Consider the following 14,996-nt stretch of genomic DNA (forward strand, 5'->3'; position numbering starts at 1 on the left):
CGGCGGCGGTGGTGTGCCGGAGCCGGGTCAGGCTCCGGCAGCCGCGTTGGCGCGGGCGCGGGCACGGGCGGTGCGGCGCTTGAGGGCGCGGCGCTCGTCCTCGCCCATCGCGCCCCAGACGCCCGAGTCCTGGCCGGACTCCAGCGCCCAGCGTAGGCACGCGTCGTTCACGTCACAGCGCCTGCATACTTGCTTGGCCTCTTCGATCTGTAGGATCGCGGGCCCGGTGTTTCCGATCGGAAAGAACAACTCGGGGTCCACGTCACGGCAGGCTGCGCGGTGGCGCCAGTCCATGCGGTCCACTCCTCTGTCAGCGTGGCGGAGAAACTCCACTTGTGAACGGTTTCACATGTCGCGAACACCCCGAGCCTGATCGGGCTCGGTCACGGGGGTGATGTGGGGTTCGGCGGCGCTGCGATCAGAGGGCCGGCGGCGTTGGGGCCCCTGTCGGCTGGCGCACTTTGAGCGTGTCAGGGGGGTGTGGCCAGGCGCAAGACCCTCGAGAAGGGATTCTCAAAGTATGGGTGTCGCATGTGTCACATCAGTGGGTCGGGCCTGTTGCTTTGTTGTTAACAGGTGGTGCGCACGTCCTCAGATGACAATGCGCACGGCCTTGGGCACCGCCCGGAAGGTGATCGAATCCTCTTCACCAAGGTAGTCGCCGTCCAGTTGAAAAGCCACTGGGCGGTCGGCGCGCAAAGTGAACTCGGCCGCGTCGTGCGCGTTGAGGACATGCTCACCCTGGACCGGACGGGTCCGCGCGACCAGCATCTGGGTGAGCGCGCCCAGGGTCGGGGCGAGCCCGAGGGAACGCATCCCGAACACGTCCAGGCCGTCGTTGAATCCGGCCAGCGGGCTCGGATTCAACGGCAGCGGGCCAAGGTAGGTCCAGGGTGTGGCATTGGACACGAAGGCGAGGAACAGGCCCGTTCTGGTCGGGCGTCCGGGCGCCTCCAGCGTCAATGCGGGACGGCGCCGATCGGTGCCCGAGAAGAAATGCCGGACCGCCGTCCGCACATAGAGTGACGGGTCGGCCCTGGATCCTCGATGCCGGTGCCGTTCCACCTCGCGCACGACCTCGGCGTCCAATCCGACTCCGGCGCAGAAGGTGAAATAGCGCGGCGGCGCGCCGGCGTGCTCGGCGGTGCCGAGCCCCACGGTGCGGTGCCGGCCGGCGCGCAGCGCGCTCAGCACCACCCGGGTCGCGCCGACCGGGTCGTTGGGCAGGCCGAGCGCGCGGGCGAACACGTTGGCGCTGCCGCTCGGCAGCACCGCCAGCGCCGGCAGCTCGGGGGAGGGGCCCTGGGCGAGCAGGCCGTTGACCGCCTCGTTCACGGTGCCGTCGCCGCCGAGGGCCACCACGACGTCGTAGCCCTCGTCGGCGGCCCGCCGGGCCAGCTCGGTCGCGTGGCCGCGGTGGCCGGTCTCGGCGACCAGGAGGTCGAGGTCGCCGGTGAAGGCCCGGACCAGGAGGTCACGGGCCCGCCGAGAGGTCGAGGTCGCCTTGGGATTGGCGATGAGCATGGCGCGCACGGCGCCAGCGTATCCATGGTGGCCGCGTTCCCCGCGCGGGCGAGTAGGGTTTCGGGTTGTGTCCAAGCGTTCCAGCACCGTGCTCGCCGCCGCCGCCCTCGAGGCCGCGGAGGGAGTGGCCGCCGTCGGATTCGGCGGCTACGTCGGCGTGGAGACGGCCATCGGCTCGGCCGTCGATCCCGTGAGCGCCATCGGGGTGACCGTGCTGGCCCTGGCCGGCGGGATCGGGATGCTGGCCTGCGCCCGCGGCCTGCTGCGCGGGCAGCAGGGCAGCCGCGCGCCCACGGTGCTGACCCAGCTCTTCGCGCTGCCGGTGGCCTGGTCGCTGTGGCAGAGCGATCAGGCGTTCACCGCGATCCCGCTCGGTGTGGTCGCCGCGCTGACCCTGGTGCTGGTGCTCAGCCCGCCCAGCACCGCGTGGCTGGTGCACGGAGGCGAGGACGACGGCCCGGACGACGAGGACGGCGCTCCCGCGGACGGCGGCCCGGACGACGACGGAGCCGGCTCGGCCAAGGGCTCGGGCTCGGGCCAAGAGCGCGGCTAAGGCTCCAGCGAGGGCACCGGGCCGGGATCGGATGACCGGACGCCCCGCGGAGGGGCGCCGGGATCACTCGTCGGCGGTGAGGCCCTCGCGGAGCTGCGCGAGCGTGCGGGCCAGCAGCCGGGACACGTGCATCTGGGAGATACCGAGCTCGGCGGCGATCTGCGACTGGGTCATGTTGCCGAAGAACCTGAGCAGGAGGATCTTCTTCTCCCGCGCGGGCAGCTTCTCCAGCAGCGGCTTGAGGGACTCGCGGTACTCCACGCCCTCCAGCGACTCGTCGATCATGCCGAGCGAGTCGGCCACCGCGGGCGCGTCCTCGTCACCGGAGTCGGGGGCGTCCAGCGACACCGTGGAGTAGGCGTTCGCGGACTCCAGGCCCTCGAGCACCTCCTCCTCGGTCATCTGGAGGTGCGCGGCGAGCTCGCTGACGGTGGGCGCGCGGCCCTCGCGCTGGGCCAGGTCGCTGATCGCCTTGGTCAGCGACAGCTTCAGCTCCTGGAGCCGGCGCGGTACCCGGACCGCCCAGCCCTTGTCGCGGAAGTGCCGCTTGATCTCGCCGACGATGGTGGGCGTGGCGTAGGTCGAGAACTCCACGCCGCGGCCGAGGTCGAACCGGTCGATCGACTTGATCAGCCCGATGGTGGCGACCTGGATCAGGTCGTCGAGCCACTCGCCGCGGTTGCGGAACCGGCGGGCGAGGTACTCCACCAGCGGCAGGTGCAGCTCGACCAGCTGGTCGCGGATGCGCTGGCGCTCGGCGTCGCCCTCGGGCAGCTCGGCGAGGCGCACGAACAGCGCGCGGGCCCGGGCGCGGTCGGGGACCGCGCTGTCGGACCGCTCGTTGCTCGCGCCCGAGCCCGCGATCGTCGTTTTCTCCGTCACGGGGCCCCCGCCGCGCCGCGTCGCTTCTGGAGCGTCACGGTGACCCTGTCGTCGGCGCCCACCTGGGCGTCGACCTCGCCGGCCAGGGACGACAGGACGGTCCAGGCGAAGGTGTCGCGGCTGGGCTCCATGCCGTCCACGGTCAGCACCGACACCGAGATGCGCATGGCCTCTCCGGTCAGCTCGAACTCGCAGGTCAGATCGGTCCCGGGGACCGCCTGGGCGAGCAGCATGGCGCACGCCTCGTCCACCGCTATGCGGAGGTCCTCGATCTCGTCCAGCGTGAAGTCCAGTCTGGCCGCCAGCCCCGCCGTGGCGGTCCGCAGGACGGACAGATAGGCGCTCGCGGCGGGCAACCTCACGGTCACCACGTCACGAACGGACAACTTGGTACTGGACGGCATTGCAGCGGTTTCCTCGGTCACGTCACTCCCTCGCAGGATGGTCCCGCACCTTTGAAACTACCGCCTGCGGAGGCCCTCGCGAGACTTCGCCGCGCGTGGCTTCTCACCAATGTCCGTGGCGAGCTGACCGAAAGCCCATCAAACGTCGTACGGCGGAGAAAATCGTCACCCTTCCCGTGTGGCGGGTACCACCGCGGGAGTGGCGGAGAGCCGGTCTCCGGGGGGCAGCAGCGCCCCGCGGTGCCCGATGACACGGGCGGCGAGGCAGGCCGCGGCCTCCGCCGCCCCGCGCGGGCGGGCGCCGCCGAGCCGGGCCGCGAGGTACCCGCCGTTGAACGCGTCGCCCGCCGCCGTGGTGTCGACGACCCGGACCCCGGGGACGGCCGGAACCTCCACCAGCCCGCCCGCGCCGGGGCCGTCAGGACCCGGATCGTCCGCGCCGTCCGGGCTTGCGATCACGCAGCCGCGCGCGCCGAGCTTGATCACGATCTCGGCGACGCCGGCGGCGCGCAGCCGGCGGGCCGTGTCGGCGGCGGTCGCGTCGCCGAACACGGCGCGGTCGTCGGCCAGGGTCGGCAGGGCGATGTCGGTGCGGGCGAGCACGGCGGACATGGCCCGCGCCGCCGCCGCGGGCGAGGGCCAGCCGGCCGGGCGGTAGTTGCCGTCGAAGGAGACCAGGCCGCCCCGGCGGCGGGTCTCGTCCAGCACGTCCAGGAGCCGCTCACGGGCCGCGTCGCCGAGGATCGACAGGGTGATCCCGGACAGGTGCACCAGGTCGGACGCGGCGACGGCGGCGTCGATCCCGGCCCCGTGCTCCGGGCCGAACAGGCCGCGCGCCGCCGACTGCGACCGGTAGTAGTGGAAGGTCCGCTCGCCGTGGTCGTCGGTGCGGATCAGGTAGAGCCCGGCCTGCCCGCCCGTCCGGACCCGGGTGAGCGCCGCGCCGACCCCGTGCGCGGCCCAGGACGCCCGCATCCGGTCGCTGTAGGGGTCGTCGCCGGTGATCGTCACGAACTGCGCGTCGACCCGGCCCGGTGCGGCGCTCCGGGCCAGGTAGGCGGCGGTGTTGAGGACGTCGCCCGCGTAGCCGACCGCCAGCCGGTCGGACGCGACGTGGCTCAGTTCGATCATGCATTCGCCGATGAGCGCGACCCGGGCCGGTCCGGGCCTGCCGAGCGTTTCCAGGGCGGCCATGGGCGCTCTCCTCTCGCCGGGGTTCCTGGGGAACGGGGATCGAATGCAGGAGACGATACATCTAGACAGCAAGTGATCTGATGACTAAGACTGCGGGGGCGAGCCCGGGGTCCGCGGGGGAGGAGAGCGATGAGCGAGTTCGAGGGCAGGGTCGCCCTGGTCACCGGGGGGTCGCTCGGCATCGGCCGGGCCGTGGTCGAGCGGCTGGCCGGGGACGGCGCCGCGGTGGTGTTCTGCGGGATCGAGGACGACGCCGTCCGCGCGGCGCAGGACGCGTCGCGGAGCGCCGGCCACGAGGTCGCCGGGGTGGTCGCCGACGTGACCGACGCCGCGCAGGCGCGCGGTCTGGTCGCGGAGGCCGTCTCCCGGTACGGGGGCCTGGACGTGGTGGCGACCTGCGCGGGCGTCCAGCGGTACGGGACCGTCGAGGACACCTCCGAGGAGGTGTGGGACGAGGTCCTGGACGTCAATCTCAAGGGCGTCTTCCTCACCTGCCGGGCCGCGGTGCCCGAGCTACGCCGGCGCGGCGGCGGCACGATCGTCACCATGTCGTCGGTGCAGGCGTTCGTGTCGCAGGCGCGGGTCGCCGCCTACAGCGCCAGCAAGGCCGCGATCAACGCGCTGACCCGGTCGATGGCGCTCGACCACGCCGCCGACGGGATCCGCGCCAACGCGGTGTGCCCGGGGTCGGTCGACACCCCCATGCTGCGCTGGGCCGCCGACCTGTTCCGCGGCGAGACCTCCCAGGACGCGCAGGTCGCCGAGTGGGGCCGGGCCCATCCGCTCGGACGGGTGGCGACCGCTGCCGAGGTCGCCGAGGTGGTGGCCTTCCTCGCCGGACCGCGCTCGTCGTTCGTCACCGGGGCCGAGCACCGCGTGGACGGCGGCCTGCTCGCCCGCAACCCGGCCGCCCTCCCCGAGGTCTAGCGCCCCGACCGCCGAGCCGTCGGCAACTCCCGCACACCCGTCCCAACGCCTGTTCCACGTTTTCCACGCCTGTTCCCACACCCGTTCCCCCTGACCGGAGGTTCGCATGCAGGAATCCGCCCCCTCCCACCCCCGCCCGTCCAGGCGGCTCGGCGCCGCGGTCGCGGTGGCGGCGCTGGCCGCCGGGGTCGCCGTCCTCCCGGCCGCCGCGCGGGCCGACGCGCCCCGCGCCGCCGGGCCCGTCTGCGCGGGCGAGCCGGCGCCCGTGTTCGGCGCCGCAAAGCCGGACGGCGCCGAGAACGCCAAGTTCACCGCCTACGGCAACGACAACACCCGGCTGGACGACTGGACGGGCGCCGACACCACCTACTCCCTCAAGCTGTCCGACGGCCGTACCGTGTTCGCCTACTCCGACACCTTCCTCGGCAAGGTCGACGCCGACGGGTCGCGGCCGGTCGTCACCGACGAGGGCGGGACGACGCCGTTCCTCAACAACTCCTTCGTGGTCGAGGGGACGGACGGGTCGCTCAGCACCGTCCACCGGGGACCGGCGTCCGACCCGGTCGAGCCGATGCCGCCCTCGCAGGCGGCCCACTGGTACTGGGCGGGCGACCTGACCGAGAGCGGCGGCGAGGTGCAGCAGCTCTACCGCGAGTACTACGACCCGGACCCCGGCAACAACGACCCGTGGGACCTGCGGTGGAAGCGCAACGTCCTCGCGCGCTTCGCGCCCGGCTCCATGGCGGCCCCGACCGAGGTGCGGGACGCGCCGTCGGTCACGGGCGTCCAGTGGGGGTCGGCGCTGCTCAAGGACGGCGGCCACACCTATGTCTACGGGACCGAGGACTTCACCGACCCCGAGACGAAGGTCAACACCAAGTACCTGCACGTCGCCCGGGTGAAGGGCACCGACCTGCGCGGCGCCTGGAGCTACCGGACCGCCGCGGGGTGGTCGGCGACGGAGGCCGACTCGGCGCGGCTGATGAGCGGGGTGTCCAACGAGTTCAGCGTCACCAGGCGCGGCTCGCACTACATCCTGATCTCCCAGGACACCAAGGAGTACGTCAGCACCGAGATCGACGCGTACCTGTCGTGCTCGGCGGCGGGCCCGTTCACCGGCGAGCGGACCGTCTACAACACGCCCGAGACCGGCGCGTCCGGCACGTACGGGAACGCGGACGTCTACACCTACAACGCTCACGCGCACGCCTCGCTGAGCAGCGCGAACACCCTGGTGGTGTCGTACAACGTCAACTCGCTCGACAAGACCGAGGGCGAGGAGAACGACAACTACACCGATGTCAGCATCTACCGCGCGCGGTTCGTCGACGTGCCCGTGACCGGCTGACGCGCCGCCGTGGATCCGGAACTGCGCGCCGCGATCGCGGGCCTGCCCTACGTCGGCCTGGCCGATCCGCGTGCCGCCCGCGCCGCCATGCGCGAGCTGGTGGCCGTGCTGGTGGAGCCGGCGGCGGACGGCCGCGTGGAGGTCACGGGCCGGGAGGTCCCGGGCCCACCCGGAGCGCCGCCCGTCCCGGTGCGCGTCTACCGGCCGCGGCGGGCCCGGCGTCCGGCGCCGGTGCTCGTGTACTTCCACGGTGGCGGGTTCGTCACCGGCGACCTGGAGAACGAGCACCGGCGCTGCCTGGACGTCGCCGCCGAGGAGGGGATCGCGGTGGTGTCGGCCGAGTACCGGCTCGCGCCCGAGCATCCCTTCCCGGCGGGTTTCGACGACTGCTATGCCGTGACGTGCTGGACGCATCGGCACGCGGCGGAGTTCGGCGGTGACCCGGCGCGGATCGCGGTCGGCGGCGGCAGCGCCGGCGGCGCGCTCGCGGCCGGGGTCGCGCTGCGGGCGCGGGACGAGGACGGGCCGCCGCTGGCGTTCCAGCTCCTCCTCTACCCGGTGCTCGACGACCGCATGGACACGCCGTCGATGCGGGCGTACACCGAGCCGCCCCTGTTCAACCGGACGGACGTGACGCACATGTGGCGGCACTACCTGGGCGGTCTCGCGGAGGCGCCGCCCTATGCGGCGCCGGCCCGCGCGGCCGACCTGTCCGGCCTGCCGCCCGCGTACGTGCTCGCCGCCGAAGCCGATCCGCTGCGCGACGAGGACCTCGCCTACGCGCTGCGCCTCATCGCGGCCGGGGTGCCGACCGAGCTGCGGCACGTGCCGGGCGTCTATCACGGCTTCGACGGCGTGACCTCGGCGGAGGTGGCGCGGCGCGCGCTCGCGGAGCAGCGCGCGGTGCTGCGCCGGGCCCTGGACAGCGTCGTAGACTAAGTGATTAGATGATTTTACTTCTTCTGGAGTGAGGTGGCGATGTCCCAGGATGTGGCCCGGCCCAGCCTTTCGGACGCTCTGACCGAGCGGATGCTGGAGCTGATCAGGTCGGGCGGCCTGCGCCCCGGTGACCGGCTGCCGTCGGCGCGGGAGCTCTCGCAGCGGTTCGCGGTGACCACGCCGACCCTGCGCGAGGCGCTGCGCCGGCTGGAGGCCACCGGCGCCGTCCAGCTCCGGCACGGCTCGGGCATCTATGTGGGCACCGACCTGGAACGGGTGGTGATCCCCAACCCGAACGTCCGGGAGCTCGACACCGACCGGCTGCTGGACCTGCTGGACGCCCGGCTGCTGATCGAGCCGCCGCTGGCCGCGCGGGCCGCCCGCCGGTCCGAGCCCGCCGTCCTCGACCGGCTCCGCGCGGTCCTGGACGACGCGGCCCGGCACCTCACCGTCGACGACGACGGGCTGCACGAGGCCAGCATGGCCTTCCACCGGGAGGCCGCCGCCGCGGCGGGCAACTCGGTCCTGGACGAGGTCATCGACTCGCTGCTGTCGGTGCACGGCTCCGAACAGCGCGAGATACAGCGGATCTTCGATGACCGCCGCCGCGACTTCGAGGAGCACCGGGCGATCCTCGGTGCGATCGAGCGCGGCGACGGCGACGCGGCCGAGGGGCTCATGCGGGACCACCTCGCCGTGGTCAAGCACGTGATCGAGGAACGTCTCGACCGGGCCTGACCCGCCTCCCGCCTCCCGCCTCCAGCCCCCCAACTCAACCGACGCACTCGACGCACCGACGCACCGGCCGCTCAGGTCAGGCGCGCGGCGACCCCCCGCCGCGGGCCCCCTTCAACGACCCCTCCAACACCGATCTCTCTGGGCACCCACCCCCCCGACAAGGAGGCCCACATGTTGTCGTCGAAGCCAATGCGGGTGACCGCACTCACCATGGGCGCGCTGCTCATCGCCACAGGCTGCGGGTCCGGCGGCGACTCGGGCGGGAAGAAGTCCGAGCTCAGGCTGTACAACGACAAGGGCGCCTGGAAGCCCTTCTTCCAGCAGATGGGCGTCCTGTCCAAGCAGCAGACCGGGCTCGGCGTCACGCCGGTGGGCTACACCGACGAGCCGACGTACACGGCCTTCATCAAGACCTCGTTCCGCACCAAGGTCAAGCCGGACCTGTTCACCTGGTCCACCGGGGGACGGCTCAAGGAGATCGTCGACCAGAAGCAGGTGTCGGACACCTCGGCGATCTGGGCGGAGGGCGTCAAGAACGGCGACCTGTCGCCGAGCCTCCAGAAGTACTACACCGTCGGCGGCAAGCAGTACTGCGTCCCGCTGAACACCGCCTACTGGGGCATGTTCTACAACAAGAAGATCTTCGCGAAGTACGGCCTCAAGCCGCCCACCAGCTGGGACGGTCTGATCAAGATCGCCGACACGCTGAAGGCCAAGGGCCAGGTGCCCTTCCACCACACCTCGCCGACCTCGCTGTTCTCCTTCGCCTGGTTCGAGCAGATCCTGGCCGGCACCGACCCCGACCTGTACGACCGGCTCTCCACCGGGCAGGCGTCCTACACCGACCCGGGCGTCGTCGCGGCGATGGAGCGCTGGAAGTCGATGATCCAGGCCGGGTACTTCAACACCCCCGGCGACAAGGCCGACCCGGCCGACCACTTCAAGTCCGGCAAGGCCGCCATGGTCCTGAACGGCACCTGGTTCAACACCTCCATGACCCAGCGCGGGCTCAAGCAGGGCGAGGACTACGGGTTCTTCTTCGTCCCGAACGCTAACCCGGCGCTGCCGAAGACCTCGCTGGTCTTCGAGAGCGGGCCGCTCTGCTCGCTGCGCAAGGCCCCCGACACCGCCGCCAGCACCAAGTTCCTCAACTGGTGGGTCACCCCCGCCGCGCAGGAGAAGTGGGCCAACACGCGCGGCGACGTGTCCGGCAATCCGCGGGTGAAGGTCGCCGACCCCGAGCTCGACCGCGTCACCAAGGAGGCGGCGAAGGAGGAGAGGAACCGGCTCGTCCCGCGCTACTTCGAGGCCGCGCCGCCGCCGGTGCTCACCGAGGCGCTGAGCGGGTTCGACGGGTTCCTCGGCAAGCCCGACACCTACATGAAGGTGCTCCAGGACATCCAGAAGGTGAACGCGGAGTACTGGAAGTCGCACAAGGCCGGAAGCTGAGCGGCGCATGACGACCCCCACGGTCCTCCCGGACCGCGCGGTGGCCGCCGCCGGGGCCGCGGCGAGCCCCGGCGGCCCCGGCCGGCCGGGCCGCTTCGCGCTGTTCGGACGCCTCCGCTACCTGTACATCTCGCCGGCCGTGGTGTTCGTCGCGGTCCTGCTCTACCTGCCGTTCGTCTGGACGGCGTACCTGAGCCTGACCACCTACGACGGGCTCGGCTCGGCGGAGTTCACCGGGCTCGACAACTACGTCCGGATGTTCCACGACGAGGCGCTGCTGACCTCGATCCGCAACACGCTGCTGTGGGTGGTGGGCACGACCGTCCTGCCGGTCGGCCTCGGCCTGCTCGTCGCGGTCCTGTCCTACGACCTCAAGGGCGGCGGCTGGTTCCGGCTGCCGTTCCTGCTGCCGTACGCGATGTCCGGCGCGGGGCTCGGCCTGATCTGGGGCTTCATCCTCCAGCCGGACGGCATGGCCAACCAGGTGCTGACCTTCTTCGGGATGCCCGGCGGGGACACCGAGTTCCTCCAGGACGGCCCGCGCAACACGATCGCGATGATCGTGGTGTGGGCGTGGCAGCAGCTCGGCGTGAACATGCTGCTGTTCGTGGTCGGACTCCAGTCGATCCCGCGGGCGCCGATCGAGGCCGCCCGGATCGACGGGGCGTCCGGCTGGCGGATGTTCCGGCACGTCATCTGGCCGTTGATGCGCCCCCTCACCACCGTGGTGTTCGGGCTGGCCCTGGTGGCGAGCCTGAAGACCTTCGACATCGTCTGGGTGATGACCCAGGGCGGGCCCGGCCGCACCTCCGAGACCCTCGCGGTGACGATGTACCGCGACGTGTTCGCGGCCGACGACTACGGCTACGGCTCGGCGGTCGCGGTGCTGCTGACCACCATCACGGGCCTGGCGTCCTACGTCTACCTGCGCCGCCAGGCCGGCCGGGAGGAGGGCTGATGCGCGCGCGGAGGCTGAACGGGACGGTGCGCCGCGGCGTGCTGGTCGTGCTGGGGCTGGCGTGGCTGTTCCCCACCTACCTGATCGTCGCGAACGCGGTCCGCCCGGCGACCGAGTACGACGCGACCGACGCGGTACGGCCGCCGACCTCGATGGGGCTGTTCGACAACATCTCCGAGGCGTGGGAGCGGACCGCCGTCGGGCAGACGCTGTTCAGCACGGCGCTGTACGCGGTGGTCGCGCCGCTGCTGGCGGTGCTGGTGGGCGCGCTGGCCGGGTACGCGATCGTGGTGCTGCGGCTCAGGCACGGCTTCGCCTGGTTCGTGGTGATCTTCGCGGGCACCGTGGTGCCGTTCCAGATGCTGCTGGTCCCGCTGTTCATCGGCTACAGCAAGGTGTCGCTGTACGACAACCGGCTCGGCCTGATCCTGGTCTACACGGCGATCAACGTGCCGCTGGCCGCGCTGGTGATGCGCAACTTCTTCGGCAACATGGCCGTCTCGATCTACGAGGCGGCCCGGATGGACGGCGCGTCCACCTTCCGCATCTTCTGGCGGATCTACGTGCCGCTGTCGGCCTCGGCCCTCGCCGCGGTGTTCATCCTGGAGTTCACCTACGTCTGGAACGACCTGCTGTTCGGGCTGACGCTGTCGCAGACCGAGACCGTCCGGCCGGTGTGGGCGGAGCTGTCCGCGCTCACCACCGACGTGTACGCCGGGACGCCCGTGCCGATCGCGCTGGCCGCCGGGCTGGTGGTCTCGCTGCCGACGGTGGTGCTGTTCCTGGCGACCCAGCGGCTGTTCACCCGCGGGCTCACGCTCGCGCAGTTCTGACGATCATTCGAGAAGGGGGAGACGGCCTCAGATGACGAGTCGTCTGTTGCAGGCGAGCCTCGGCTCGCCCGACTATGACGGGATCCGCGACGCCCTGCGCCGCGACACCTCCACCGAGGTGCTCGCGGTGCGCGGGCTCGCGGTCCGCGCCGCCGTCCTGCCGCTGTTCAAGCGGGACGCGGCCGGGGACCTGGCCCAGGCCGTCCGGATCACCGTGACGGGCGACGGGGCGGCCGGCCTGGACCTGGCCCTGCGGGACGGCGACGGCGAGCCCGTCGCCTCCGGCACGGTCCCGGCTGGCCCGGACGCCGCGGCGGGCGCCGGACGCACCGTCACGCTGCTGGTCCCCGAGGTGGACGGCCCGCGCCGGTTCACCCTGGAGGTGCGCGACGGCGACGGCCTCGTCGGCGCCGCGCCGCTGGAGGTCACCCCGCAGCGCAAGTGGAGCGTCTTCGTCGTCCACCACTCGCACCTCGACATCGGCTACACCGACACGCAGGGCACCGTCCTGCGGCACCACCTCGACTACCTTGATGCCGCGCTGCGGCTGGCCCGGGAGACCGACGGGCGGCCGGACGACGCGCGGTTCCGCTGGTCGGTGGAGTCGTCGATGCCCGCGCTGCAATGGCTGGCGACCCGTCCCCGCGAGCTGGTCGGCGAGTTCGCCGAGCGGGCCCGCGCGGGCGACATCGAGGTCACCGCGTTCCCGATGCAGCTGCACACCGAGGCGTGCTCGACCGAGGAGCTGTACCGGCAGCTCCGCTTCGTCGACGACCTGCGGCGCCGGCACGGCATCGAGGTCCGCTCGGCGATGCACACCGACATCCCGGGCGCGGTCGTCGGCGTGGTCGACGCGCTCAACGCCGCCGGGGTGCGGTACCTGGCCGCCGCGCACAACTGGGCCGGACGGTCGGTGCCCTACATCACCGGCGGCGACAAGCTCGGCCGCCCGTTCCGCTGGCGCTCGCCCGGCGGCGGCGAGCTGATCGTGTGGTTCACCGACACCCCGCACGGCATGGCCTACATGGAGGGCAACACCGTCGGCCTCGTCGACGGCTACGACCTCGCCGAGGACCTGCTGCCCCGCTACCTCGGGTCGCTCGCCGACCGCCCCTACCCGTACGGGCCGGGCACGTTCGGCTGGTACGCGGCCCCCGGGCAGGTCGGCGCCGCCAAGGACCCCGACGTGCTGGACGCCGTCCACCTGCGGGTGCAGGGCGCGCACGCCGACAATGCCGGACCGTCGATCGTGCCCGCCGACATCGCGCTGCGCTGGAACCGGACCTGGGCCTACCCGCGGCTGCGGACGGCCACCAACGCCGAGTTCTTCGAGCACGTCGAGGAGCACCACGCCGACCGGCTCCAGACCCACGAGGGCGACTGGACCGACTGGTGGGCCGACGGGCTCGGCTCCGGCGCCCGGCCGCTCGGCCACGTCCGCCGCGCGCAGAACATCCTGCGGTCCGCCGAGACCCTGCACGCCCTGGCCGACGGCCGCGGCGGCGAGGGCGGCGGCGCCGAGGCCGCGCTCGACGCGGCCTACGACCGGGCCGCGCTGTTCGACGAGCACACCTGGGGCGCCGCCAACCCCTGGGAGGACGCGGAGGAGGGCGGCGACTCCGGCGGCCTCCAGTGGACCCGCAAGTCGCAGGTCGGCTACCAGGCCCACGACGACGCCCTCGACCTGCTCCAGTCGGGCGCCCAGCGGCTCGGCGCGACGTTCGAGCCCTGCTCCGATCCGGACGCGCTGGCCTCGTTCGTCGTGGTCAACCCGGGCACGGCCGCCCGCACCGACGTCGTGCGGGCCTTTCTGCCGCGCGACGTGGTCGCCTCCGATGTGCCGATCCAGCTGATCGACGCGCGCACGGGCGACCCCGTCCCGCACCGGGAGGAGGAGGTCGACCCGGACGTGTGGCCGACCCGCCCGATCGGCCGGCACCTGGACGCGGTCCTGCCCGCCCTGGCCGGCCACGGCTACACCCGGCTCGACGTCCTCCCCGCGGACGAGGACACCCCCGCGCCCGCGCCCACCGACCTCGGCTCGGACGGGACGATCGAGAACGAGTTCTACCGCGTCGTGTTCGACCTGAAGGAGGGCCACCTCGCCTCGGTGTTCGACAAGACCGCCGGGCGCGAGCTGGTGAACGGCGACGCCGTCGCCGGGTTCGGGCAGTACGTCTACGACCGGTACGCGACGGCGCCGCACCACAACCATCTGTCCGGGCACATGCTCGTCCACGACACCACCCTGCTCGGCGACCGCGCCATCGGCACGCACGCCACCGTCGCGCGCTGCGAGCGCACCCCGGCGGGGGAGCGGCTGGTGGTGGAGCTGCGCGGCAAGGGCGTCGACTGGCTGCGGGTGACCCTCGACCTGTACGCCGGCGTGCCCCGCCTGGACCTGCGCTACCAGCTCGGCAAGCAGCCGACCGCGGGCAAGGAGGCGGTGTTCTTCGCCTTCCCGTTCGCGGTGGACGGGCCGCCCGCCGCGTGGGAGCTGACCGGCGGCGTCGGCGGTACCGGCGTGCCGAGCGTGCCGGGCTCGGCCGAGCACATGCGCCCGATCCGGCACTGGGTCGCGTTCGAGGACCCGGAGCTGACCGTGGCGTGGGCGACGCTGGAGGCCCCGCTCGTCCAGTTCGGCTCCATCCACATGCCGTACGCGCCGTTCCCGCCCACGCTGGAGAACGAGGACGGCACCGTCTACTCGTGGGCGCTCAACAACATCTGGGACACCAACTTCCCGTCCCAGCAGCAGGGCGAGACGACGTTCCGCTACGCGATCGCGTCGGGTCCCGGCGGGCGGCCGGGGCATCGCCTCGGCGCGGCGACGGCGGCCGGGCTCACCGATCCGTTCGTGGCGACCCTGGCGACCGGCGGAGCGGCCGGGGACGGGGCGGCCGGGAGCGGCGGGGCCGGGGGCGGCGTGCGCACGGCCGAGCCGCTGGCCCCGGGCGAGCCCGTCGAGATGGCGGGGAGGTTCCTCACGGTCGACGACCCGGACGTGCTGATCACCTCGGTCGGACGTCCCCGGCACGGCAAGGACGGCCTGGTCGTCCGGCTCCAGTCGCTCGCCGCCGGCCCGGTGGAGACCGGGCTCCGGGTGCCCGGCGCGGTGACCGCCACCGTCACCGCGGGCCTGGAGCGGGACGCGCGCGACCTGCCGGTCCGGGACGGGACCATCACGGTGCGGCTGCCCGCCCGCGGGATCGCCGCCGTCACCATCCAGCGCTGAGGACGAACACAC

At 72.6% G+C, this 14,996-nt stretch carries 14 protein-coding genes; 9 read left to right on the forward strand and 5 right to left on the reverse strand.

Annotation, left to right across the window (positions count from 1 at the left end; translation table 11 throughout):
• Positions 1-27: 27 nt before the first annotated feature.
• Entirely contained in the window at positions 28-294 is a 267-nt protein-coding gene (locus OHA34_RS31370) for a WhiB family transcriptional regulator (RefSeq protein ID WP_285937741.1), read from the reverse strand.
• A gap of 297 nt (positions 295-591) precedes the next feature.
• Positions 592-1,533 (reverse strand): diacylglycerol/lipid kinase family protein, encoded by a 942-nt coding sequence (locus tag OHA34_RS31375; protein WP_285937740.1) that lies wholly within the window; start codon positions 1,531-1,533, stop codon positions 592-594.
• Positions 1,534-1,591: 58 nt separating this feature from the next.
• Here OHA34_RS31375 and OHA34_RS31380 point away from each other — a divergent pair, with 58 nt between their 5' ends.
• A complete protein-coding gene (locus OHA34_RS31380; protein ID WP_329519726.1) occupies positions 1,592-2,077 on the forward strand; it encodes a hypothetical protein in 486 nt (161 codons plus the stop codon).
• Between the two features lie 63 nt (positions 2,078-2,140).
• Here OHA34_RS31380 and OHA34_RS31385 read toward each other — a convergent pair whose 3' ends face one another.
• From OHA34_RS31385 to OHA34_RS31395, 3 genes are all read right to left on the reverse strand, one after another.
• Positions 2,141-2,959, reverse strand: coding sequence for an RNA polymerase sigma factor SigF (locus OHA34_RS31385; RefSeq protein WP_285937737.1), 819 nt, complete (start codon positions 2,957-2,959; stop codon positions 2,141-2,143).
• A complete protein-coding gene (locus OHA34_RS31390; RefSeq protein ID WP_285937736.1) occupies positions 2,956-3,384 on the reverse strand; it encodes an anti-sigma factor in 429 nt (142 codons plus the stop codon). The genes OHA34_RS31385 and OHA34_RS31390 overlap by 4 nt, the downstream gene beginning before the upstream one ends.
• Positions 3,385-3,528: 144 nt before the next feature.
• Positions 3,529-4,557: a sugar kinase gene (locus tag OHA34_RS31395; RefSeq protein WP_285937735.1), complete on the reverse strand. Its 1,029-nt coding sequence runs from the start codon at positions 4,555-4,557 to the stop codon at positions 3,529-3,531.
• Positions 4,558-4,686: 129 nt separating this feature from the next.
• On the opposite strand from OHA34_RS31395, the gene OHA34_RS31400 reads away from it, so the two are divergent.
• From OHA34_RS31400 to OHA34_RS31435, 8 genes are all read left to right on the forward strand, one after another.
• A complete protein-coding gene (locus tag OHA34_RS31400; RefSeq protein ID WP_329519727.1) occupies positions 4,687-5,484 on the forward strand; it encodes an SDR family NAD(P)-dependent oxidoreductase in 798 nt (265 codons plus the stop codon).
• A 106-nt stretch (positions 5,485-5,590) separates the two neighbouring features.
• A complete protein-coding gene (locus OHA34_RS31405; RefSeq protein ID WP_329519728.1) occupies positions 5,591-6,832 on the forward strand; it encodes a DUF4185 domain-containing protein in 1,242 nt (413 codons plus the stop codon).
• A 9-nt stretch (positions 6,833-6,841) separates the two neighbouring features.
• Positions 6,842-7,771 carry an alpha/beta hydrolase gene (locus OHA34_RS31410; RefSeq protein ID WP_285937732.1) on the forward strand — a complete coding sequence of 310 codons (930 nt, stop codon included), beginning with the start codon at positions 6,842-6,844 and terminating at the stop codon, positions 7,769-7,771.
• 39 nt (positions 7,772-7,810) lie between these two features.
• Positions 7,811-8,509 carry a FadR/GntR family transcriptional regulator gene (locus OHA34_RS31415; protein ID WP_285937731.1) on the forward strand — a complete coding sequence of 233 codons (699 nt, stop codon included), beginning with the start codon at positions 7,811-7,813 and terminating at the stop codon, positions 8,507-8,509.
• 171 nt (positions 8,510-8,680) lie between these two features.
• Positions 8,681-9,958: an ABC transporter substrate-binding protein gene (locus tag OHA34_RS31420; protein WP_329519729.1), complete on the forward strand. Its 1,278-nt coding sequence runs from the start codon at positions 8,681-8,683 to the stop codon at positions 9,956-9,958.
• Between the two features lie 7 nt (positions 9,959-9,965).
• Positions 9,966-10,916: a carbohydrate ABC transporter permease gene (locus OHA34_RS31425; RefSeq protein ID WP_329519730.1), complete on the forward strand. Its 951-nt coding sequence runs from the start codon at positions 9,966-9,968 to the stop codon at positions 10,914-10,916.
• Positions 10,916-11,749, forward strand: coding sequence for a carbohydrate ABC transporter permease (locus tag OHA34_RS31430; protein ID WP_285937728.1), 834 nt, complete (start codon positions 10,916-10,918; stop codon positions 11,747-11,749). Before OHA34_RS31425 ends, OHA34_RS31430 begins: the two co-directional genes overlap by 1 nt.
• A 31-nt stretch (positions 11,750-11,780) precedes the next feature.
• On the forward strand, positions 11,781-14,984 hold the full coding sequence (locus tag OHA34_RS31435) for a glycoside hydrolase family 38 C-terminal domain-containing protein (RefSeq protein WP_329519731.1): 3,204 nt from the start codon (positions 11,781-11,783) through the stop codon (positions 14,982-14,984).
• Positions 14,985-14,996: the final 12 nt, after the last annotated feature.

Source organism: Spirillospora sp. NBC_01491 (genome assembly GCF_036227065.1).
GTDB lineage: Bacteria > Actinomycetota > Actinomycetes > Streptosporangiales > Streptosporangiaceae > Spirillospora > Spirillospora xylanilytica.

Coding starts and splice junctions, on each gene's coding strand:
- OHA34_RS31400 (WP_329519727.1), top strand. CDS start 4,687: ATGAGCGAGTTCGAGGGCAGGGTCGCCCTGGTCACCGGGGGGTCGCTC.
- OHA34_RS31415 (WP_285937731.1), top strand. CDS start 7,811: ATGTCCCAGGATGTGGCCCGGCCCAGCCTTTCGGACGCTCTGACCGAG.
- OHA34_RS31370 (WP_285937741.1), bottom strand. CDS start 294: ATGGACTGGCGCCACCGCGCAGCCTGCCGTGACGTGGACCCCGAGTTG.
- OHA34_RS31395 (WP_285937735.1), bottom strand. CDS start 4,557: ATGGCCGCCCTGGAAACGCTCGGCAGGCCCGGACCGGCCCGGGTCGCG.
- OHA34_RS31405 (WP_329519728.1), top strand. CDS start 5,591: ATGCAGGAATCCGCCCCCTCCCACCCCCGCCCGTCCAGGCGGCTCGGC.
- OHA34_RS31420 (WP_329519729.1), top strand. CDS start 8,681: ATGTTGTCGTCGAAGCCAATGCGGGTGACCGCACTCACCATGGGCGCG.
- OHA34_RS31425 (WP_329519730.1), top strand. CDS start 9,966: ATGACGACCCCCACGGTCCTCCCGGACCGCGCGGTGGCCGCCGCCGGG.
- OHA34_RS31435 (WP_329519731.1), top strand. CDS start 11,781: ATGACGAGTCGTCTGTTGCAGGCGAGCCTCGGCTCGCCCGACTATGAC.
- OHA34_RS31430 (WP_285937728.1), top strand. CDS start 10,916: ATGCGCGCGCGGAGGCTGAACGGGACGGTGCGCCGCGGCGTGCTGGTC.